This window comes from Sphingobacterium zeae, assembly GCF_030818895.1.
Taxonomy (GTDB): domain Bacteria; phylum Bacteroidota; class Bacteroidia; order Sphingobacteriales; family Sphingobacteriaceae; genus Sphingobacterium; species Sphingobacterium zeae.
Genome location: NZ_JAUTBA010000001.1, coordinates 992,039 through 1,015,257, shown reverse-complemented (window position 1 = coordinate 1,015,257; position 23,219 = coordinate 992,039). Strand labels below are relative to the sequence as shown.

Below are 23,219 nucleotides of genomic sequence, written 5' to 3'. Positions count from 1 at the left end.
AAATTAGCCTAATCCATGTGAAACACCTTTTTTAAATTTATCGACACTGGGGAGCGGTCCGGATTTACGTCCATGATATCATGCATATAATCCCACCACCGCTGCACAATGGCTTCCTTGCCCAATTCTTGCGACGAATGTCCTGCTAAATATTGAACAGCAAATAGAGTGTCTGTCTCCTCATCTAAAAAAATGGAATAATCAGACACCCCATTTTCGCGTAATAAGGTTATTAATTCTGGCCAGATTGCGTCATGTCTCCGCTTATATTCCGCAGACATGCCCGGTTTCAATTTCATTTTAAATGCTATTTTCTCCATTTCTTTTCAGTCTTCAACTATTTTATGATCGACAAATTTTCTTAATTGGCTAATACCTGATGGATGCGGGTACTTATCTGGACAACATTTTATAAACCTCTGTACCCCCCAATAAAAAACAACCCAAACCGTAATCTTCAAAATCCGGTTGACTTGAAAAACTGACGGGCTGACCATCCTTAGGTTCTTTTCCTGTTCCTTGTAAATAGCCCAAAAACCCAGAAGGGTGTACTGCTTCTGTGACCATTGCTTTCCATGCCTTTTCTACAACAGGACGATATATTTTAGCATCCAGGAAACCATTATTGATCCCCCAGGCCATTCCATAGACAAACAGTGCAGTGCCTGAAGTTTCACGCCCACCAAAATTAGTCGGATCGTGTAGACTGACATTCCAGAATCCATCCGGTCTTTGAATAGGAACAAGTGCTTCCATCATAGCTTTATAATCCGACATGTACTCGGCACGATGTGCTTCGTTCTCCGGAATCAAAGAGAGTACCCTAACCAAAGCTGCCACAACCCATCCATTGCCACGTGACCAATAGCAATCCTCACCATTCGGCTCCTTGTAAGGAGGAACAAAATCCTTATCGCGCCACCAAAGTTTATCGGCCTTGTTATACAGGCCCCCACCTTCTTGCGTTTTTGAATGATGATACATTTTATACATGCAATCAAAGTAAGTTTGATCCTTCGTCATTACCCCCAGTTTAGCATAAATTGGCATGGCCATTTGTATGGCATCAATCCAGGTCCAATCGTCGACTTTTCCAGATTTGATAATGTAATCTATATTGGCTTTAATCTTTTGGATACGCTCAGGCTTCGCTTCAATCTCATAGAGATCCAGGTAGGTCTGCCCACAAGCTTGGTCATCGGCATTTCGAGTTTCCAAACCGTTGCGCATACCCCAGTCATGTTTATTTCCCCAATCCACAGCATAATTGTAGTATTCGTTATTTTTATCAATCTGATAAAGTGCCATGAGCCCTTCGTAATAAACGGCCCGGGTCCAGATATTGCTCGGCCGCCAACGGTTGGTGTAGATCGGTTTCCCCGTGTCTGTCCATTTGTTCATGAAATAACGATTGGTCAACTGCAACGATTGGAGTACATCTACAGCGGTTAATTCCTGCTTCTGTTCGACAACTTTCTTCGTCGATGAACATGCTGAAAGGAAAAATGCAATCAATAAAGTGGTCGTATACGTATTAAATATTTTCATGTTTTTCTTTATATAATTATTCATAACGGGAATTGCTTTTTTTTCTGAAAGTGTCTGATCTTATTGGCCAGAGAGAACCTTCTTTTGCTTTCATTGCTGTTGGTGTCTGCGAAATCATGAAGGTTTTTGAGCGAGCTGCTCGTAGGGTATCACACCAACCCTTTTCGCCCAGTTTTCATAGATCTGAACCATTTCTCGGTATATTTTCGGAAAAGAGGCTGATAAGTCTACTGTTTCACTTCTATCATTTTCTATATTATATAAATACCATCTATTTTCAGGATAGGAAGACACAAGTTTCCATTTTCCTTTGCGCACAGCTTTGTTGCCCTCATGCTCAAAACAAATTTCCCTATTAACATCCCCTTTTTGTGCTGTCCATAGTGGAAGCAAGGACGCCCCTTCCATCGGTTTAATCGTATTACCGGCATAATTTTTAGGATAATTTGCTCCCGACCATTGTGCTAAGGTTGGCATGATATCGATCAAATGGGCTGGCCTATCAAACTGTTTCCCTCTTGGTAGGAATTTCGGTCCATAAGCGATAAATCCGGTGGCATTCCCCCCCTCAAACTCCCAATGCTTGAACTTTTTGAAAGGCGTATTGCTCACCGCAGCACCTTCGACTCCATAAGCTGTAAAAGAACGCGGATGACTGGCAGGAAATTCGTTAGCCGCTCTAATGTCTGCCGTAAATCCAGCATTGGTTATGGTCTCATTGCTCGCCCCGTTATCAGAGAGAAAGATAAAAACAGTGTTGTCCAATTGTTCCTTCGATCGGAGAAAATCAACCAGTCTGCCAACATTCTGATCCAATTCGTCTACCATCGCCGCGTAGACAGCCATTTTTTCGTCCCATTTGACTTTTTCTTCCCAACTGCAATCATTCCAATTTCGCAAGGTGGTATCCATTGGAGACAATTTGGTCGTTGGCGGCACTATCCCTAACTGCTGCTGTTTTTGAAAACGCTTTTCACGAATAGCTTCCCATCCTTCCATATATTTACCCCGATACTTTGCAATATCCTGAGGTTTGGCATGTATAGGCCAGTGGGGCGCCTGAAAAGCGAGGTATAGAAAAAAAGGATTCTCTTTTTTAGTTTCTAAATGCTCACCAATGAAAGTCATTGCATAATCTGTATAGGCATCCGAGCTATAGTAATCTTTTGGCGGAACGATCGCCTCATTGTCCAAGGCTATCGTTAATGTTTGATTGGGGCGATAAGGCCGGTTTTCAAAGTAGCTGTTTGCTCCATCAATTAGCCCATAGTAGCGCTGAAATCCACGCTGCCGGGGCCAATTTTCCTTTTCCTGTCCAACATGCCACTTCCCAGCCATATAGGTTCCATAACCTGCGCTTTTCAATAGTTCGGCCAATGTGACCGAATTTCTGTTCAAATAACCCTGATAGGCTGGAAAAGGACGCTTGTTCATCATATCGCCGACTCCCGCCTGATGCGGATATAATCCGGTCAATAGGGAAGCACGCGATGGACAACAACGCGAAGCATTATAAAAATTAGTCATCTTAATCCCTTCCTTTGCCATTTTATCCAGATTTGGAGTCTGAATTTCAGAACCAAAGCAACCCAAATCAGCATAGCCCATGTCATCGGCCAGAATCAACACAATATTGGGCCGTTGTTGTGCACGGACTGTAAATACTGTGAGCAGAAAGAAGATCGCCAGCGGAAAGGTAGATTTTATCATACTACATAAATTTCTTTAGTCCGATTTTGGTTTGTGCTTTCAATTGCTCAGCAACGAGTTTAGCATTTAGCATAGCACCGGCTTTAATTGTATGGGTCGCATCTTTAGGATCAAAAAATTCCGTTTCTACTTTCTTTTTTCCCAATGTTTCATACTGGGCAATCACGAGATCCTGCAATGGGATAAAAAATGCATTGGCCTGTTCAGCAGCCTCTTTCGCCCATATTGCATAATCCGATTTACGAACCTGATTTCCATCCCAAGCATTGCGTGGAATGGGCGAACAGATAATCGCGACCGCTCCTTTATCTTGAATGTTTTTCACAAATCGACGTAAGTAAAAACCATAGCTATAGACTACTTCATGCTGTTTCAGCAATGGATTATACACTTCTTGGTAATCATCACCATTTCCCTTTATCGTTCCTCGAGCGCGTAACGTGTCCACAATGGGACTTGAATCATTATGTCCAAACTGGATAACTACAAAGTCACCAGGCTGAATGCTATCCAGTACTTTTTGCCAGAGTTTTGGATTATTATAAAATGTTCTTGTGCTTGTTCCCCCAAAAGCACGATTCTTGACATTGATCTTATCTAATTTAAAATACTGACCGATCAAACTTCCCCAGCCCCACTGTCCATTGGCCCCATTTCCCTGTCCGTTTTTTACGGTGGAATCACCAATAATAAATAAGGTCGGTTTATGCTGTTTTTCCAAAAAAGACATACTGATTACAGCGAAAAGGACCACAGCCCAAGGCAACAATTTCAATTTCATCTTCGTTTTTATTTAATGTAGTGTACTAATTGGCTTTTAATCCTCCGAAATCCTTCGATAACAGACCATGCATTTTCTCTTGCTCCAGCTTTATTCGTATGTGTATGGTCACCGGGAAAAAAACTGGTTTTTACCAGTTCTGGTCCAAGGCGATCATATTTATCTGCGGTAATACTGTTCAGATCCAGAAAAGGAACGCCTTGTTCTTCGGCAATCTGCTTAGCCCACAAGCCAAAGTCTTTGTCGGCCCGCTTCACTTTACCTTGATCATCCCATTGGTTGCGCGGAATCATGGATAACAAAATCGGTGTTACCCCCTTTTTCTTTGCTTCAATTACAAAGAGACGCAGGTTTTCACCATAAGTGTGCACGGTCTCCTTCTTTCCATTTCCCCAATCTAAAACAACAGAATCTTTACCGATACCCCTTAGCACACCTCGATAGCCTTGTTTGCTGGTATCGGGCTTACTGCCCTCGTTGTGGCCAAACTGAATCAATAAAAAATCTCCCGGCTTGAACAAAGAATCAACTTTTGCCCATCTTCCTTCTTTGACAAATGTTCGTGTACTACGCCCCGCCATCGCATGATTGTCCACACGGACTCGTGTCGTATCCAATAATTCAGGAAGCAGGGTACCCCAGCCCCAATATTCCTTATTGCTGTTCTTAACTGTCGAATCACCGATAAGATAAATCGTGGGTCTATTTTGCTGCTTTGCAAAGGATATTAAAACAACCGCTACCAATGCCATCCCTATCCATTTTATTGTATGCTTCATTTGCTAACGTATCTATTTCTTTTAATCAAACAATTCCAATCGTACGAGTCTAAATTTCTATTTTGTGCGGGCAGGCTTCACCAACTGAATATTCGGTTTGACCGGACGATCCATACTTACCCCAAGGTAATACCCCGTATGTGGCGGTTGATTATAACCTACATTCTGCCATGCTATACTCAAACGATACTGTGGATCATGCATGAGTGTATATACACGCTTTTCTGTCGGGATCGTTGTGGTATAGATACGCAGATATTGATTATCATCTGAACGTAGGATCAATTCTTCCCGCCAATCGCCAAAGATATCCGCGCTCAGGTTGGGCGTACTTTTAGTTCCATTAATCGATGATGCTCCCATCGCCGTAAAGATTCGTTCTGTTTTTCCATTTTTATATTTTTCAATATAGTTGCTGTTTAAAAGTTCACGGCTCAAATCAGCATCCCACCAAATCAGAAAATTGGTCGATCTCGGAGCCGGTCCTACACGATTACCTTTGGTATCGTACATATCTCGAGATCCCAGCCACCACAGATACGCCCCTTTATGATCGGGATCTATATTTGCAGCAACACCGCGAGGAATATCTTGGTCTATTGCACTTTTAAACAAAATTGCCCCGGTTTTGGCATCCAATAAAGCCACACCAGTCCCTTTCCGCTCCCCTTTCAGTTCATGGATTCCAAAGATCTCCAGGCCGGGTCTATCCGGATCTAAGTCGCCGACATGCAGCGCATCACCATGTCCCAGTCCTGTACTGTATAGACCTCTGCCATTATCATCAATAACCATCGAACCAAACACAATTTCATCTTTGCCATCCTGGTCAACATCCGCGACTGTAAGATTATGATATCCCTGTCCGGAATACGGATCTTTACGCACTTTGCTATCAAATACCCAACGGTTCACTAATTTTTTATCTTTAAAATCCCATGCTGCCAGAGCTGTCCGTTCATAATATCCCCGCGTCATTATAACACTAGGATTTACACCATCCAAATAGGCTACACAAGCCAGAAATCGGTCACTTCGATTGCCATTCGTATCCCCCCATGAACTTAGCTCTCCGCGTTGTGGCAGATAATCAACCGTACTCAGGGCTTTTCCCGTCAATCCATCAAATACCGTTAAGTATTCAGGACCTTTCAATATACGACCAACTGTCCGCGAATTTAATACGGTATCACGCCAATCGGCCTGTGCATCACCAATAACATTTCCCAGTCCATCTTTCGTACCGTCGGCCGTTTTACAGACTAACTCCGCACGGCCATCACTATCGAGGTCATAAACCATAAATTGGGTGTAATGTGCCCCTTCACGGATATTTTTACCCAAATTAATTTCCCATAAAAAAGTACCGTCCAGTTTGTATGCTTGCAATATAGGTTCCGAAGTAATCCCATTGTGTGCATTGTCGTGTCCAACACCAGTCTGATGAACAATAAGTTCATACGTCCCATCACCATCCAAATCGCCGACGGAAACATCCCCAGGCATATAGCCTTTAGGAGTGCGTAAAGGAATATCCAAGTATTGCTGTACTTTTTGATCTTTTGGTAAGGTCAGTTTAGCCACTTCTTTTTCTTTTCCTCTGGTTACTATATCCAAAATGTAGGTAACATCTTGATTCAAATCAACATGATCGTCCAAAAAATTAGTCCCTTTGGTCAAAGGTGAAGTATTTAGTTTTTTCTGTTTGCCGTTCCTTTCCTTTCTATAAATTGAAAAGGCCGTATCAAAATCGTCAGTACCAAGCAAACGCCAGCTTAAAAAAACAGCGTTATCCGTCGTTTTTACAGCCACCATCCCCCGATCCAAGAACTCCATTTTACGTTGACCTGAGACGGATAGGGAACCGATCAGCGCCACAGTCAAAAGAACAAGTTTTGTCTTCATAATTCAAGGTCTAAGCCACAGCAATATCCTGGTACATATTATTATTGCATTTTACTGTTAACAGTCACCTGATTCAGGACAAAGTTTTTAACATATTCCTTATGAATCACGGGATCTTTGGCGGCGCGGACATGCAGATTTTGAAATGTAAAATCTGACAGTACATATTGCTCCGAGTTGAGTACATCAAATACGATGTCGCAATCTAGGTCAATATTGCGCAAAACAATATTTTTTGCATAAGACATTTTGATATCTTTCTCGCCTTTCAAATCAAAAAACTGAGTCCAAGGTTTGATAAACAACATACTATTGACATTTCCCTTAATATTTTCGATCAGAATGTTTTCATATTCCTGAGGTGTATCGGGGCGCATTTTTAATTGCAGTAGCTTACGTGCTTTATCTAAGGTATTGTTCCTAAAAATCACATTGTAACTATGAATAGATTCACTACCACAAGTCAGTGCACTATGACAAAAACCAAAGAAACAGTTCTCAATAATAATATTTGAATTGGGGCCATTGTTAGGATCTTTATCAGACTTTGGCCCTTTACCACCTTTTAATGCAATGGCGTCATCATTAACGGATAAGTAACAATCCTTTATCAATACATTGCGGCAGACATCCAAATCAATCGCATCTGAACTAGGCGCTTTCACAGGTTCCTTTGGTGCTGAAATATGTAAACCGATCAATTTGAGATTTTCACATTTATAATAATGTGAGGTCCAAAAAGGTGAATTGATCAAGCGAATGCCGGAAACCTGTACATCCTTGCTGTTGGACACATAAAGTAAACGTGGACGCATCTCGTCCATATTTGTGCATTGTGGATTAAACTGTCTCCTAAGCCAGAAGGATCGCCAGTAGCGTAACCCGTTTCCATCGAGTGTACCTTTACCCGAAATTGTAAATCCATCCACCTGGTCTGCATTGACAAGCGCCAAAAAATACTTCACTGTTTGCCCTTCCATCCTAGTCTCCGCTAGCGCAAAATCCGCAATATCATCGCTTCCTTTCAGTACAGCTCCTTCTTCAAGGTGTAAATGTGTATTCGGTTTAAAAAATAAGGATCCACTCAGGTAGACACCTTTAGGCACTATGACTACACCTCCACCGCTGGTATAGGCCTTATCAATAGCCTGTTGAATTTTGGCCGTTTGCACGATGGTGCTATCTGACGCAACACCAAAATCTGTGATGAGAAATTTCTTTCCGAGCGTTTCGATCTCAGTCGATTTTACAGTCTCAAACCATTTTGAGATTGCTGTTCCGTCCGGAAACTTGCCTTGCGCATGTGCATTGGACAAGATCGCAATTGATGTAAGCAGGAGTAAAAATCGAAAGAATTTTTTCATCATATTTAGTTTTATTTTAAGTCTTGTTTTCCCGCTTGTCTACAGCTTAATTAAAAAATGTAGACAATGACTTCGAATTGATTAGCGTATTTAAGAATGCTTAATAAGTAGCTCGTTTTAAAAGTATCAACATTTTTAACAAGAGCCATCCTGTAGTATCCTGAACAAACCAGACAATACAGTCAGAAAGTGCTCGTTTTCATGTATAATAAGGTTAAAAACAGGGATTCAACGCTATTCGTAATATATTTGTTATAGAATCCTCAACTCCATACCAACTTATTACCAACTTATTACCAACTCCTAACTACAACCACGTTGAGTGCACAGTGAGTCCACGTTGAGTCCACCTTTAAAGGTCGATTCGCTATGCTTTCACCTTTTTAACAATCCGCTTGCAGTTAGGAGATGGTATGGATTTGGTAATACCTTATCCATAAGAAAGTATATCCAAACCACCTTGTACTGTCTTGCTTGGTAAAATTAGAAGATCAATGGCAATCCCGAACTTCCAATTCAGACCGTACAATTGAAGGATGAACATCTTAAAAAAACAACAACAACTGCTATTCAAAATAAATACGCCAATGATTTTTCCTACACGAATAGCGATAAAAGTGAATAAAGTACAACCTTTTTGGGGTCAAAAAACCTAAATAAGCATTATTGAAAAGAATACATACTATTAGGGGTACACCTTTTTTATGCATTATTCTTTTAATCTGTCAACACATTAACCTTAGGCATCACAAATTGTGTATTTTCTTTTTCGCCTTTTGGGGTTCCAAAATAAAAATAGAGTGTCCGGTTAATCCTTTTATCCATTTGATTAAGCTCACCTGCGGGTCCATTCACCCCAGCATTTCCATTGATTCCCAATGCCAGTTTTGTTCCAATAGGGGGAATAGCATCTAAAAAGGAAATATCTCCAGACGGCAATTGCGGATATCCTTTAGGACCGGAAATTCCGTAAAACTCGAACAATCGCACAAATAAATCTTCCTGATCTGTTGCGACCAAAAACTTGCCTTGCACGGTATTGAATTGTACCCAGCTAACATCGGAGAAGTAGCCTTTAAATTCAGGAAATGCCCATGGACCAATACCGGCTTTTCCGTCATTATACATTTTTTCCCATGTATTTAGGGTGACACCTTGCATCCTATTCTTCCATACGCGATACGGTCCATTACCGAGCCATTTGGCCCCAATAATATAGTTTTCAGGAAAGTTGAAGCTTACTCCGGCATAAGGCACCGTTTTTTTCATATTGTAAGCATAATCAAGTTTCAACCAGCCGTCTGGCCGCATCGTCCAACGGATAAAACTTAGGTTACCATCAAACATAAACTCAACAGCTTCATTTTTTCCGTCTTTCCAACGTTTAGCACTTTTCAGCTCCGACTGTCCATCAATAAGCACCGGGCCATTATTAAAAGCTAATTTCATGCTATAATCATTGGCTAGATCAACCAATAATCCTGTTTTTTTGGAGATAAAAGCTGTTATTCCGTTTGCCTTGAGGATATAATTCACACTGTCCTCTTTCGCTTCAACATCGGTCGAAGATTTTAAAGGTAGAATTTCAGCTGTAAGAACCTGATTGGATTTTACACGCCAGGTCCAAGTATAAATTTCCTCCCCATGTGGGTCAGTTGCCATCAATATTAGCGCATCATATTGTTTCCAATCGCTCGGTAAATTCAACTGCACGTTTCCTTTTTGAGTCGGCGCCAATACAGGACTATTTATCTTTAGTTTCAACACCGAGTCCACCCCTGCTTCTTCGGCATAGGGTTGTTGATACGTCACCAATTTACCCTCAAACCTGCAATCTTTTAGGTCTGTAAAGTGATATCGATTTTCCACGGGAATAATTCCATTGAAGTCGGCAGGTAATTTCTTCATCGTAATATGCACAGGTGAATAGATTTCCCGAATAGCATAGAAACTTCCCTCTTTTTCGCGATGTGGCCCAAGAATTCCATCAGGGGCATTTACTCGGTTGACATCAATCGCATTATTGAAATCTGTACGCACAATACCTTCATCTGCAAAATCCCAGATAAATCCGCCGGCACCCAATTTGGCATTCCAGTGCAGCTCCCATATATCCGCCAATCCTGCCGCAGCACCTCCATCATCCTGTGCGTGGAGAAATTCCGTTGGCATATAAATATTTGGTCCTTCCAGAATTTTTTTTGTTGAATAAAAATCTTCATAATGGTTACAGTCGATTCCATTGATTGCATTTCCCGGTCTATGATGTGCATGAATGACTGTTCTCGACGAAAGATCATATTTCTTGTACTCGTCTACAAGTTCTTTATTATGTCCACCTTCATTGCCGTTGCTCCAAAGTATAATGGAAGGATGGTTGGCATCTCGAATAACCATTTCTCGCACCAACTTTTTACCCACAACAGTACTGTATGCTTTTTGCCAGCCAGCCAATTCATCCAAAACATATAAGCCCAATGAATCGCAATAGGCCAAAAAAGATCTATCTGGCGGATAATGCGAACAGCGGACCGCATTCATATTCATTTCTTTGATCAATTTAACATCGTTCAGATCCAATTGCGCGTTTACCGACCGTCCGGTTTCGGGCCACCATACATGACGATTAACACCTTTCATCTTCACTTTTACACCATTGACATAAATGCCATCTCCCTCACGAACTTCAATTGTTCTGAACCCAAAGCGATCTTGATATTGATATTCTTTATTCTTCCCATTCCACAAGGTATAGATGACCTGATATAGGTTTGGTGTCTCGGCGGTCCATAATAAAGGGTTTTCAACTTTCATTTCGATCAATTTCACTGAGTCTTTCGCAGTAATTGGAAACTGTTGAATCGCGATCACATTACCCTTCAGATCTTTGATCTCTACCGATAGTTTATTAGCCTTAGAGAGCCCCTCTAAGTGCACATTGCTTCGAAAAGCTCCGTCTGCCTTTGCATCGATAGCCGTCCAGCTGATGTGTTCCTGTACTGTCGCTTCAAGGTATACGGGCCTATAAATACCCCCTAAAATCCAATAATCCGCAAGGCGCTCCGCATTGTTAACGGATTTATCGGAAGACATTTTTGACACAGTAGCCTCCAATATATTGGCCTTGCCAAAGGTGATCTTGTCGGTAACATCGTATTTAAACTGATAAAAAGCACCCTGATGGATATCTCCGGCTAGCTTCCCGTTGATCTTGACTTCAGTATCCGTCATTGAACCTTCAAAAACAAGGTTTATTTTTTTCCCTTTCCAATTCTTTGGGACAGTAAATTGATGCCGATATAGACCTTTCTCATCATGAAAGGTAAAATTCTTGCCATAAGTCACATAATCCCGTCCATAGTTGTATGCCCCGAACCCTTGTTGTTCCCAATGGCTAGGCACAGCGATCTTATCCCATTTCCCGGCTTTACGCCCCCCCGTCACCCAAAAATCCCAATTAACGGTATGAACGTTGTCAGTTCCCGAAAGATACTGTATTTCTTTCCCAATTTGCGCTGAGGCGATATGTGCCATCATAACGTATATTAAAGCAAAGAGCGTAATTCGAATTTTAAGCATCGGTCTATTCATTTGGTTTAGCAAACTCCTAAAATAAAAAATTCAGGACGCACTAGTGTCCTGAACTTACCTGAATGGTGTTCAGATCTAACCCCATACTTTTGGAACAGTACAGCACAGGATGACAAGTTCATTTGGTTTACGTAAACTTGCTGTATTGAATCGGTAGCTTTTCAATTTAATTGGCCTGTACATATGTTATGATTTAGATGAGATGGTTTAAATCAAAGGAAAGCCTATAGCAAAGCATGATATTTTTCATCATATATTTAGGATTAATTGGTTATTTTAAAGGTTTTCATTCTCCCCGTTTGAAGACCTTTTTTATTACAATCGCTATAATTAAGATGACAACTGTTATTCTCAACTATCTTTTCAATGCTAATAGATTGGATAAAACGGTTGGATTTACCGTAAAAGCTGTTCCATGACGAACGCCTTTAGGAAAGCTCACCAGATCCGAGACATCTTCCCAGTTGATACCATCATTACTACGAACAGCACCATATTTATGATCGCGGTATTTATCGAAATATACATATATATACTCCCCTACTTGCAGCGGAGCAGGACCCTCCGCCCAATAATCGCCTGTGATTGGTTTAGAGACAGTAGTTGGAAATCCTTTGGCTAAATTCTTTGTTGCCGTGATTCGGATGTTTTTCTCCGGCGGATTAGAGTTTTCGTTTTTCAGCACCATCATATATTGCTTATTGGCTTGTTGTATAATGGCCGCGTCGATCACACTAAATTCGGGATCAAAAAATAACTTAGTTTTTGAAAAAGTTTTAAAATCTTTCGTCGTCACGCTATACATCCGGTGGTTTAATCCTTTTTCACTAGCACTAGTCGGTACCTCTTTGTGGCGACCAGGAATTGTCGTGGCCCAAATGATATAATATTCTTTCGTCGCGTTGTCGTAAAAAAGTTCGGGAGCCCATACATTTTTTGCATCTGGTTCATCTACCATGACTGGTATTGCTTTTTGTTGGGTCCACTGCTTAAGGTCTTTGGAGGAAGAATATCCGATAATTTTGTCCCACCAACCTGTTGTCCATACCAGATGAAAGGTACCATCGGGACCCTGACAAATACTGGGGTCGCGCATCAGTCTATCTTTTCCTACTGTTGGTGTTAAGAAAGGTTTTCCCTGATTCAATGGTTCCCATTTCAAACCATCCAAACTATAAGCTAGATGTAATCCATCAGCGCCATTATCTACAAAATACGAAAAAAGGTATACGGGAGATTGCGCCTTAACCAGGTAAGTTAAAAGAACGAATAGGGTAACTAGAAATTGTTTTTTCATTTTTGCCAAATAGAGATGAATAAAAACTAACATATACTTTTCTGCACAACTAGCGGTTTCATAGGAGTTGAATTGGGCTATTTTGCACGCGATGGAATTCGAATGATGGTTAACGAATAAGGTGGCAATTGCTGGTTTTTAAGCTTTTCCACTGGCACGCTCTTTTGTTCGGGCTTCGCTGTTGTACTCTTCAACTCTCCTGTGAGCTGCGCAACGACAGCAGGCTCAGTTTCTAGGTTGAATTTAGCTAGTTCCAATTCCATGTTGACGGCAACAGGCAAAACATTGACCATTTTTATAATGATTGATTGATCTTTAGGATCCTTAACAATAGAAAATGCCACGCGCTTCTGTACCTCAACGGCAGCATTAGAATAGCTGGCTTCCACAGGAACATATTCTGTTCCATTATTACGACCGAATAATTGCTGTACATAATAAGATGGCGTTAAATTCACATCGGTATTATTGAAATAAATAAGATCGGGGCGCCATTGGGTATAGCCATCTTTGGCTAACAGCGGTGCATAGGAAGCCATTTTAACGATATCACCATTTCTTTCCAATGCAGTGAGATATGCGGCTTCGGCTAATGCCACTTCCAAGGTACTTGCACGTCCTTCGATATGAGCGGCATATTCGCCCAAATAAACCTGCGCTTTATTCCGATCGTATTTATCGTAGAAATCTTGATTATGAATAAACCATCCGGGTGTCTGGTAATAGTGTTCGTCCATAATAGGTACGCTTAATTTATCGGCGATTTTCCAGCCCTCAACATAGTCGGTTCCCTCAAAAAATGGCCCCGCCGTTCCAATAACCTGTATATCGGGATATTTTTCACGGATAGCATTGTAAATCATCGTAAAACGCTCCTCAAAAACATTCGATATTAAATCTTCGTTACCCACGCCAATATATTTGAGATGAAATGGTTCTGGATGTCCAGCTGCTGCACGTACCTTTCCCCAGGTGCTATTTTTATCCCCATTGGCCCATTCGATCAGATTGAGCACTTCCTGGATATAGTCATCCATATCTTCCATTGGAATACCACATTGTTGCCCGCCCAATGGATGACCGTGAGCGCCCGAATTTTGACAGGGTACCCCAGCCGCCACTACCGGGACAGCATAGGCACCTATATCTTCACAAAATTGAAAATACTCATAATATCCTAAACCAACAGTTTGGTGATATCCCCACATATTGCGTTGTGGCACACGGCTTTCTAAAGGTCCTACAGTATTGGACCAATGGTAGATATTGTCGATACCATCGCCATGTGCTAAACAGCCTCCCGGAAAACGAACAAAACGTGGATTCAAAGCTGCAATAGCCTCGGCTAAATCTTTACGTAATCCATTTTTACGTCCTTTGAAGGTGTTTTGAGGGAATAAGGAAATCAGGTCCAAATCCAATTGTTGTCGATCTGTAAATACAAATTCCAATACGGCATCCTTACAGGTCGCATTGGCTGTCAATACCAATTGATATTTTTTCCAGTTTTTGCTGTCAACAACAAGGGATTTTTCATCAAGGATCTTTCCATCTTGTGTACTTATCCGGATTTTTAGTTGACGCCCTTTACCCGCAGTGCCCCGTCCAAAAAATGAAAGATCATAGCGTTCGTTTTTATGCAGAGCAATCCCATCGTAGCCTATATTTCTTAGTATACCCGCGCCTTGTAACCTCGCATAATGCTTATTATTGGGATGAATGGGATTGATACTGTCGATATGAAATTGTCCCGATCCATCCATACTCCAAGCTGTTTTCTCGTTCCAATTTTTGTCATGCCCTTGTTTATCGCTCAATTTATATTCAAAATCTCTATTTTGAATCAATTCCGCATAGAGACCTCCGTCTGCTGCATAATTAATATCTTCAAAAAATACACCTACCAACATATCGCTGATGGACTTGCTTTGTCCGATCTTTGGGGTTAACTTAACATCCAAGGGTTTTAAGCCTGCAAAGCGTACATCATCGTCAACACTTCGTTCGGACCATTGCTTTTGCTTAAGCAGAGCAAGATCATAGTGTTTAATCAATTCTTTAATTATAGACCATGTAACTTTCAGCTTCGTTCCACGTAAACTTTCCCCATTAATGGAAATAATCTCACGGTCCAACAAACTGTTATTTACAAGCGAAACCATTGATTTATCCAAATCATTTAATTCGACATAATAGTCTTGCCTGCCCCAATTAAAAAAATCAGTTGTAAAAGTATAGGCATATGGTCCATTATTTTCAGGACTTAATTGCCACGCACAGGACCACCCCCCGCCATTTCGAGGAAACAACACCGGATTTATCATCCGTTTTTCTGATCCCCAACGTCCATAATCTGATTTCACAAATGCAAGTTCTGTTCCAATAGCGTCCCATTGTTTTCCGTCCAAACTCCAGGCATATAATAACCCTTCTCTACCAGCATTCTTATCTTTTGCATAAGCAAAGAGATAGGCTGAATCCGGTTCAGAAATCGTGCTGCTATAGGCATATGCGGGTGTACTGAAAATCCAAAACAGACAAAAAAAGCAAATTGCTTTTGCAAGAAAAAAAGAGCAGGCTCTTAATGTGAAAATAGCTCGTTCCATTGGTTATAATTAATCAGAAATAATTATAAATGTAAATATTACATTTATAAAAAACAAGCTTCATATTCAAAATAATGAAGAGTCATCGATATGTTATGATCCCATTCAATTCTCGCTAAAGAAGATCAGTACAAAACTAATTGCCATCCGGCTTTAAAACACTATTGATCAAACTTGGAGGCCAATACCAAGTCTTAAAATCATCGGGGTGGTATGGATCAAACCCGTTAAAATCTACCATATTACCGGAAATAACAAGCTTATTTTCTTTAATTCCCATTAATACCATTTTTGCAATCTCATAAGCACCATACGGGTTAAAATGGGTATTATCAGCCAATGCATTTTCCTGATTTGGGAAAGTAGAAGCGGGATAGTGAACAAATGCTTTCTTGGAACCTTCAACGCCCAATGCTTCATAAAATATACTGGTCTTGTTATTAAGGTCGATCAAAGGGACTTGAAGTTCTGCCGCAACTTTACGTGCAGCATCTGGAAAGTCTCCTAAAGTATGAACTAAATTTCCCTGTTGATCAAATAAACGTCGTGCTGTCGAAGTGAGAATAACAGGAATACCGCCCTTTGCTCTAAATTCATTGACAAAATAATGCAATCGTTCACTGTAACCTTTATATGCTCCAGCAGCTTCTCCCTTTTGCTTTTGATCATTGTGCCCAAATTCGATAAATAGATAATCTCCCTTTTTGGCTACAGATAAAATTTTGTCCAATCTTCTTGAGGATAAAAACGAACTCAATGCTAACCCAGATTCGGCATGATTAGCAATAGCAACGCCTGCATCAAAAAAGCGGGGAATCATCTGTCCCCAAGAAGCCCATGGCTCATCTTCTTGATTCACGACCGTAGAATTTCCTGCTAAAAAGACCGTTGTGACATTGCTCATCGCTTCAATGCGAATAGCCGAAATACAATTCGTTTGCTGAAACTCCAAAGTCAACTTATCATCCCAGTCTAACTTTTGCTGCTCCCGGGGCTTCTTCAATTCCACCCTTCCGCCTGATGAAATCTTGGGATCTTTGAGATGTACGATGAACGTTTTCTGTACGCATTTATTTGGCACTACTTCCTGATTTTCTATTTGTAACCGACGCGATTCTGACCGCACCGTGCTTTGGTAGGGTTTATCGCTTAAGCCATCGTAACTAATCGTAATTTTGTAATTCCCTTCAGGAACTTTCACAGAAAAGTAGAATGGTTTATCGCTAAAAAGATGTTTACTCTTTCGATCGATTCTTACATTTTTTTCTGTAAAAAACTCAAAGCCATACCCTTTGGCCTCCGTATACGGAAGGGCTTGCTTTAGCGCAATTACAGCCCGCTGTTTTTTAGTATCACCAAAGCTAAATTCCTTCACAATCTGTTCGGCGAACAATACCTGACAGAACAGGACAAAAAAAACAACCGTTGCAACTTTCTTCATTTTTAAATTTTATAATTTGGAATCTCAAATTTAATTTTCCCAGTTCTTCCTGCTCGCCAACTGTTCAGGACTTTACTCCCCGTTTGGAATCCCTTTTTAATATTGTTAAAGTGGCGAGAAACTCTTACTGGTTATTTGTTCATACGCTAGAAAATAAAAAGTAGGCCAGACAACAAAGTGCCTGACCTTTCACGATAACCAATAAAAAAAACTAGATTCTTATTTGCACAAACTACCTTTTATATATGCGTTTGCTGTTTGGCCCTAAAATAGCGCAACTCGATCATGTCATTTGGCATAGCCTGCGTATTCCAATGCTCATGAATGACCAAGGCAGCTCCTAGTGCCGTAGCCTGTGCCATTGACGCTCCAAAAACCTCACTATTTGGAAAAGCTTGGGCCAATAGCGTCATGTATATTATATTTCTACTAAATCCGCCATCAACGAATATGCGTTGAACACCGTTGTTCTGTAACACCAAAGAGGTTGCTTTGATCTGTGCTTTTACCAAATGCATCATAAAAACATGATAAGCTTCGGTATAATCATTAAAATGGCTCAAATCAATGGATGAAAAAGCCGACAGCTCATCCGATATATCTAACGCTTGATATTTTTCTATAATATTCCATTGCAGCCCAATTTGCTTGAACTTGCCCGTTGACACCTGAAAGAAATTTGCAATACGTCTGACTTGTTCTTCATGTTCATAACCCGCAAATAGGCGTGATGCTTTAACTGGTTTACCGGTGTAAGTCATATATTGTAAGCAGTCTTCATGCAGCTCTTCTTTAGTCAACGGTTGTTCGTTAAATGGGTTGAATGAAATGCACCAGGTACCCGTTGAAATCAACACAAAAGGTTCATGAAAATTCAACAAGTATGGGATGAGAGCCGAAGAACTATCATGCAGCCCACTGCCTACAAGATAACCACTGCCAGGAAATGTTGCCCTGAACAATTGGTCACCCTGCACAATAGGTGCCATTTTTTGAATAATGCCTGTATCAAGCACCCACTGATGGTAATTATTTTGGTTAAAATCCCAAAGTGCGGTATGACAACCTATACTTGTCATATCAGAATATGCTTGGCCTGAAATCAAATAACTCAGGTATTGCGGAAGATGCAATGCCCATTTCACCTCCTTATATATTACCGGCTTTAATTTAAATATACGATAGATCTGCAATCCAGAATTTAGACTTCCCAAACTCGGAGACGAGGTTTCCAACGCTAAGGTATCTTTTCCGCCATACTGTGCATAAAAAGAATCCAACAATTTCTTTGGATATTCTTTCAAATAGTTATATAGTGGCGTTAAAGGCCGACCATCTTTATCAATATAGACGAAACTTGCGCCATAGGACGTAAAATTAATCGCTTTAATTTCAAACTCGCCTTTTCGAAATACCTCATGCAAGGAATCGAAAACGGACAAACGTAAACTCTCCAGGTTTTCGCAACTATCACCATCTTCATCAGTAGTTTCTAAAAAACGGGCAGACCTTTCGAAAACAATCTGATACTGCTCATTAAAGAGAAATAACTTTTTGTTGGTCTTTCCAACGTCGAATATAGCGACTACTGGTATTGGTTTTCCCCTCATTCCTTTTCCCTCGTTACAAACCGGTAGCGACGGAATTCCTTCCGCGTTCTTCGATAAGTTTGGCCCGTAAATTTTCTTCATTAAATAATTGAACGGGATTCAGCGCCGCTCCACTTCTACGTACTTGCTTCTGCAACAAGCGGTCTGACATCGGTACGGAATGCATCCTGCAGGATTTCCTGTGCCTTCACGATATCGTTTGCTTGCTGCGCCTGTTTCAATGCCTTTCGATCGACCAACAATGCTTGAGCATAAGCAATCTTAATGGCCTCCACTGACTGTAAAAGGTCTACCAGTGGATCTTTCAGATTATGCGAGGCATCAATCATCCAACCCAATCCGCTGGCATGATCAATACCTTTCACATCCATACCATCGATCAGTTCATTAAAGATCAAGAACAGTTGATATGGTTTGATACTACCTGCTGTCAGGTCATCATCTGCATACTTACTATCATTAAAATGGAATCCACCTAATTTGCCTTCCATCAACAATAAAGAGACAATTTGTTCAATGTTTGCATTTGGCAGATGGTGTCCCAAATCAACCAATGTATATGCTTTGGGACCTAACTTATTGGCCAACAGCAAAGATTGCCCCCAATCGCCAATCGTCATGGAGTAGAAATGGGGTTCAAATGCTTTGTACTCAACAAAAAGTTTCCAGTCTTCGGGTAGATGTTTATATATTTCTTGTAGGCTTGATAAGGTATTTTGAAAAGCCTCTCTAAAATTCAATTGTCCTGGGAAAGATGATCCGTCAGCCAACCAAACTGTTAAGGCTTTAGAACCGACCGCTTTACCATAATTGATAACTTCGATGTTATGATCTACTGCTTGCTGACGAACGCTTGGATCGACATGATGTAATGAACCAAATTTATAACTATGCTCCTGACCTGATTGATCTTGAAACGTATTGGAATTTACTGCGTCAAATCCGATTTCTAGGGAAGATGCCAATGCCTTAATTTTTACTGCATCTGATGGAATATCCCAGGGAATATGCATCGAAATTGCTCCACTCGATTTGTTGAGCGCATGCAGCAAGCCAACATCCTCTAGCTTTTGCTCTAAAGTACCGGGTTCACCTGCGCCAGAAAAACGACCAAAACGCGTTCCACCTGTACCTAATGCCCAGCTTGGTATGGCAATTTGAAATTTTTGAAGTTTATTCAGCATTTCATCTAACTGTGGAATATCTGCCGACACGTAGTCAAATGCCCGTCTATGCTTATCTAATAATTGGTTATTGTGCTGATCTATAATTTTCTTATCCAGAATCATAATTTAATGGTTATTGTGTAAAAATGTGAGGTGTCGCGTCCATATTTCCCTTTCTGAACGCGACACCTAAGATATAAAAATTAGCGTACAAACGCCATTGCAACACCTCCGTCAACGTTTAAAACATTCCCTGTAGATTTGCTCAACAGTCCGCCCACAAAGGCGAAACAAGCGTTCGCAATATCCTCCGGAAGAATGATCTGATTCAATAAAGTTCGCTTTGCATAATAGGCCGGCAATTCGGCTACCGTGATACCATAAGCCTTAGCACGACCTTCGGCCCATCCGCCGGCCCAAATATTACTGTCTGAAATAACGGCGTCCGGGTTAACCACGTTCACGCGTACGCCTGCCGGACCTAATTCGGCAGCACATAAACGGCTTAAATGCAATTGTGCGCCTTTTGCACTTCCATATCCTGTATTATTTGGACCACTGACCAAGGCATTTTTACTGACGATATTGATGATATCACCGCCGATTGCTTGGCCTTTTAATAATGAAGTCACTCCTTGAGTAACAAGGAATTGACCTTTTACCAGTACATTATATAACAAGTCCCAATCGTTCTCCGTATGATCTTCGATTGTTTTCGAAATCGATAATCCGGCGTTGTTGACCACAATATCAATACCACCAAATGCTAGCGTAGCATCTTCCAAAGCATCTTTGATCGAATTCGCATTGGTTACGTCGAGGCTCGTAGCGATGACTGCATCTTTTCCAAACTCGGCTACAAACTCGGCTTTGCTTGACTCCAAACGTTCTGTGTTGATATCATTTAACACGATAACAGCCCCCTCTTGTGCCATCTTTTTTGCAATCGCTTTACCGATACCACCCCCACTTCCAGTGACCAAAGCAATTTTCCCTGACAGAGCTTTTGGCTTTGGCATACGCTGAAGCTTGGCTTCTTCCAATAACCAATATTCAATATCGAATGCTTCCTGACGGGGCAAAGCGGTGTACTCACTCACTGCTTCTGCTCCTTTCATAACATTAATTGCATTGGTATAGAACTCTGCTGCTACGCGTGCTGTCTGTTTGTCTTTCGCAAATGCGAACATTCCTACTCCAGGGTAGAGAACAATTACCGGATTTTTATCCCGCACTGCCGGGCTATTTTCATGTTTGCAGCTTTCATAATATTGCGCGTACATCTCACGGTATCCGTCAAATAAGGGCGTTAACTTTGCTTTTAACTCCTCCACGTTGTCTAAATCTTGTGATTTATCCAAATTCAATACCAACGGCTGAATTTTCGTTCTTAAAAAGTGATCCGGACAGCTGGTACCAAGCGGAGCCAAACGTTCTAAATCATTTGAATTGATAAATTCCAATACGCGCTCATCATCTGTAAAATGCCCGATCATGTGGCGCTCACTGGAACAAAAACCTCTTAAAACAGGAGCGAGCTTGGCTGCTTGTGCATTTCTTTCTTCCTTGCTGAGACTAGTTACTTGCTGCCCCCCGAATACAGGCGCTTTTTTACCATAGTTTTGCTCAAGATATTCCGCACAAGCTTCGATGACGTCCAAGGAATTGATATAACAGTCATAAGCCGTATCTCCCCAAGTAAATAAGCCATGTGAGCCCAACATAATACCGCGGATACCTGGGTTTTCTTCTAAACAAGCACGCAACTGCAAACCTAGGTCAAACCCTGGGCGTTGCCACTCCACCCATCCTATAGTTCCATTAAACAATTCTTGGGTTATCTTCTTTCCATCTTTCGCCGCAGCAATCGCAATTGCAGCGTCTGGATGGAGGTGATCTATATGTTTAAACGACAGAAACCCATGTAAAGGTGTATCGATAGAAGGTGCTTTTGATGCTAAATCGTAGATACAATGGTTAAATAACTCAACCATTTCATCTTCATGTTCAAGACCACGATAGACATTTTCCAAATTGCGAAGACGTTGTAAATAAAGCGCTGCAAGACCTGACTTTTTCAACGTTCCGATATCTCCACCAGACCCTTTAATCCACATCACCTCTACTTCTTCTCCCGTCAATGGATCTTTTTCCACTACTTTACAAGATGTATTCCCTCCACCATAATTTGTAATTCTTAAATCTGCACCTAGAATATTTGAACGATATAATAACAAAGCTACTTCATCACCCCTTAGTGCCTGAGCTTTCTCATCGTCCCATAAATAATTGACATGTTTGTACGTTTTCACTGCTTCTATATTTAAATATTAATTTTCTAATGTCTTCGCAAACCCTACAATGCAAATAGAGATGATAATGGTTAGAATTCCTCCTATGATTGAACGATACGTCGAACGATCGACACCTTTCCATTCCTTGAGCACTACGCCCCATGCATTGGAAATAAGAATGATAAAGGCCATGTGTAGGATCCAAGAGCTAGCGCCGTTTCCAAGACGGCTTTCTCCCATACCGTAAAAGAAAAACTGTAAATACCAGGTGGTTCCTGCTAAAGCACATAAAAGGAAATTCTTGCCTCTCGGTGCTTTTGATTTCGTATAATCCGAAAACGTTTTGTTTTTAATCAACAAATAAAGGCACCATAGGAAGTTTGTTGTAAACCCGCCCCAAAGTATCACAATGTAGGTGACATTATTCTGGTAAAGAAATTCGCCTTGGTTTGGATTAACAGACTTCCATAATGTATTTGCCACATCGGCCATAGGTTTTCCGGCTTCAATACCGAAATTGAAACAAGCACTTAGTATCCCTGAAACAATAGCTACTACAATTCCTAAACCAAAATTATAATCGGATTTGCTCGCTGTAGATAGGGAGGTTATATGTTTCTCTTTAGAAACACCTGCCTTACCACATAGATATACACCAAGCACACAGACTAAAAGACCAAGGAGAATACAAATACCGGATTGGGTTGTAAAAAAATAATCTATGCCATGCTTGCCTTCTGCTTTATTAAAAAAATAATAAATGCTGGGCATTAAAGAACCAAACACCATACTCAGGCCCAAAATAATACTGCTACCCAAGGATACTCCAAGATAGCGTACACCAAGACCATAAGTTAAACCGCCGATGCCCCAAAGCAAACCAAACAAAAATGTGTAACCTAATATCGTGTTATTCGCACTTTTAATAATCTCAATAAAATTGGGTATCGTCAACATCGCCGCTATGGGCGGAACAATAATCCACGAAAAAAGTCCGCCTAGAATCCACATGGATTCCCAGGACCATCCTTTTACTTTCTTGTACGGCACATAAAAACTTCCAGAAGCGAATCCGCCTATGAAATGAAATATAACTCCGAAAACTGCATTCATATAAACGTTATTTA

At 40.9% G+C, this 23,219-nt stretch carries 14 protein-coding genes and 1 pseudogene; all 15 read right to left on the bottom strand.

Translation table 11 applies throughout. From position 1 onward, the window contains the following. Positions 1–8: 8 nt before the first annotated feature. Entirely contained in the window at positions 9–320 is a 312-nt protein-coding gene (gene rhaM / locus QE382_RS04140; protein WP_307184806.1) for an L-rhamnose mutarotase, read from the bottom strand. Positions 321–393: 73 nt separating this feature from the next. Continuing rightward, positions 394–1,548, bottom strand: a complete 1,155-nt coding sequence (locus QE382_RS04135) for a glycoside hydrolase family 88/105 protein (protein ID WP_307184805.1) — start codon at positions 1,546–1,548, stop codon at positions 394–396. Positions 1,549–1,662: 114 nt separating this feature from the next. Further along, positions 1,663–3,258 (bottom strand): arylsulfatase, encoded by a 1,596-nt coding sequence (locus tag QE382_RS04130; RefSeq protein ID WP_307184804.1) that lies wholly within the window; start codon positions 3,256–3,258, stop codon positions 1,663–1,665. Between the two features lies 1 nt (position 3,259). After that, positions 3,260–4,039, bottom strand: coding sequence for a rhamnogalacturonan acetylesterase (locus QE382_RS04125; RefSeq protein WP_307184803.1), 780 nt, complete (start codon positions 4,037–4,039; stop codon positions 3,260–3,262). An 8-nt stretch (positions 4,040–4,047) separates the two neighbouring features. Next, positions 4,048–4,818, bottom strand: a complete 771-nt coding sequence (locus QE382_RS04120; RefSeq protein ID WP_307184802.1) for a rhamnogalacturonan acetylesterase — start codon at positions 4,816–4,818, stop codon at positions 4,048–4,050. Positions 4,819–4,875: 57 nt separating this feature from the next. Further along, positions 4,876–6,723 (bottom strand): rhamnogalacturonan lyase, encoded by a 1,848-nt coding sequence (locus tag QE382_RS04115; RefSeq protein ID WP_307184801.1) that lies wholly within the window; start codon positions 6,721–6,723, stop codon positions 4,876–4,878. Positions 6,724–6,764: 41 nt separating this feature from the next. Next, a complete protein-coding gene (locus QE382_RS04110; RefSeq protein WP_307184800.1) occupies positions 6,765–8,090 on the bottom strand; it encodes a rhamnogalacturonidase in 1,326 nt (441 codons plus the stop codon). A 714-nt stretch (positions 8,091–8,804) separates the two neighbouring features. Beyond that, entirely contained in the window at positions 8,805–11,624 is a 2,820-nt protein-coding gene (locus QE382_RS04105) for a glycoside hydrolase family 2 protein (protein ID WP_307184799.1), read from the bottom strand. 409 nt (positions 11,625–12,033) lie between these two features. Then, positions 12,034–12,975, bottom strand: a complete 942-nt coding sequence (locus QE382_RS04100) for a glycoside hydrolase family 43 protein (RefSeq protein WP_307184798.1) — start codon at positions 12,973–12,975, stop codon at positions 12,034–12,036. Between the two features lie 77 nt (positions 12,976–13,052). Then, entirely contained in the window at positions 13,053–15,581 is a 2,529-nt protein-coding gene (locus QE382_RS04095; protein WP_307184797.1) for an alpha-L-arabinofuranosidase family protein, read from the bottom strand. Positions 15,582–15,717: 136 nt separating this feature from the next. Further along, positions 15,718–17,022, bottom strand: a complete 1,305-nt coding sequence (locus QE382_RS04090) for a rhamnogalacturonan acetylesterase (RefSeq protein WP_307184796.1) — start codon at positions 17,020–17,022, stop codon at positions 15,718–15,720. 239 nt (positions 17,023–17,261) lie between these two features. Continuing rightward, on the bottom strand, positions 17,262–18,632 hold the full coding sequence (locus tag QE382_RS04085; RefSeq protein WP_370877889.1) for an FGGY-family carbohydrate kinase: 1,371 nt from the start codon (positions 18,630–18,632) through the stop codon (positions 17,262–17,264). Between the two features lie 13 nt (positions 18,633–18,645). Next, positions 18,646–19,921 (bottom strand): annotated as a pseudogene (locus QE382_RS04080) (sugar isomerase). Between the two features lie 80 nt (positions 19,922–20,001). Further along, positions 20,002–22,110, bottom strand: a complete 2,109-nt coding sequence (locus QE382_RS04075; protein WP_307184794.1) for a bifunctional aldolase/short-chain dehydrogenase — start codon at positions 22,108–22,110, stop codon at positions 20,002–20,004. Positions 22,111–22,128: 18 nt separating this feature from the next. Further along, positions 22,129–23,205, bottom strand: a complete 1,077-nt coding sequence (gene rhaT / locus QE382_RS04070) for an L-rhamnose/proton symporter RhaT (RefSeq protein WP_209578225.1) — start codon at positions 23,203–23,205, stop codon at positions 22,129–22,131. Between the last annotated feature and the right edge of the window lie 14 nt (positions 23,206–23,219).

Coding starts and splice junctions, on each gene's coding strand:
- rhaM (WP_307184806.1), bottom strand. CDS start 320: ATGGAGAAAATAGCATTTAAAATGAAATTGAAACCGGGCATGTCTGCG.
- QE382_RS04135 (WP_307184805.1), bottom strand. CDS start 1,548: ATGAAAATATTTAATACGTATACGACCACTTTATTGATTGCATTTTTC.
- QE382_RS04130 (WP_307184804.1), bottom strand. CDS start 3,258: ATGATAAAATCTACCTTTCCGCTGGCGATCTTCTTTCTGCTCACAGTA.
- QE382_RS04125 (WP_307184803.1), bottom strand. CDS start 4,039: ATGAAATTGAAATTGTTGCCTTGGGCTGTGGTCCTTTTCGCTGTAATC.
- QE382_RS04120 (WP_307184802.1), bottom strand. CDS start 4,818: ATGAAGCATACAATAAAATGGATAGGGATGGCATTGGTAGCGGTTGTT.
- QE382_RS04115 (WP_307184801.1), bottom strand. CDS start 6,723: ATGAAGACAAAACTTGTTCTTTTGACTGTGGCGCTGATCGGTTCCCTA.
- QE382_RS04110 (WP_307184800.1), bottom strand. CDS start 8,090: ATGATGAAAAAATTCTTTCGATTTTTACTCCTGCTTACATCAATTGCG.
- QE382_RS04105 (WP_307184799.1), bottom strand. CDS start 11,624: ATGATGGCACATATCGCCTCAGCGCAAATTGGGAAAGAAATACAGTAT.
- QE382_RS04100 (WP_307184798.1), bottom strand. CDS start 12,975: ATGAAAAAACAATTTCTAGTTACCCTATTCGTTCTTTTAACTTACCTG.
- QE382_RS04095 (WP_307184797.1), bottom strand. CDS start 15,581: ATGGAACGAGCTATTTTCACATTAAGAGCCTGCTCTTTTTTTCTTGCA.
- QE382_RS04090 (WP_307184796.1), bottom strand. CDS start 17,022: ATGAAGAAAGTTGCAACGGTTGTTTTTTTTGTCCTGTTCTGTCAGGTA.
- QE382_RS04085 (WP_370877889.1), bottom strand. CDS start 18,632: ATGAGGGGAAAACCAATACCAGTAGTCGCTATATTCGACGTTGGAAAG.
- rhaT (WP_209578225.1), bottom strand. CDS start 23,205: ATGAATGCAGTTTTCGGAGTTATATTTCATTTCATAGGCGGATTCGCT.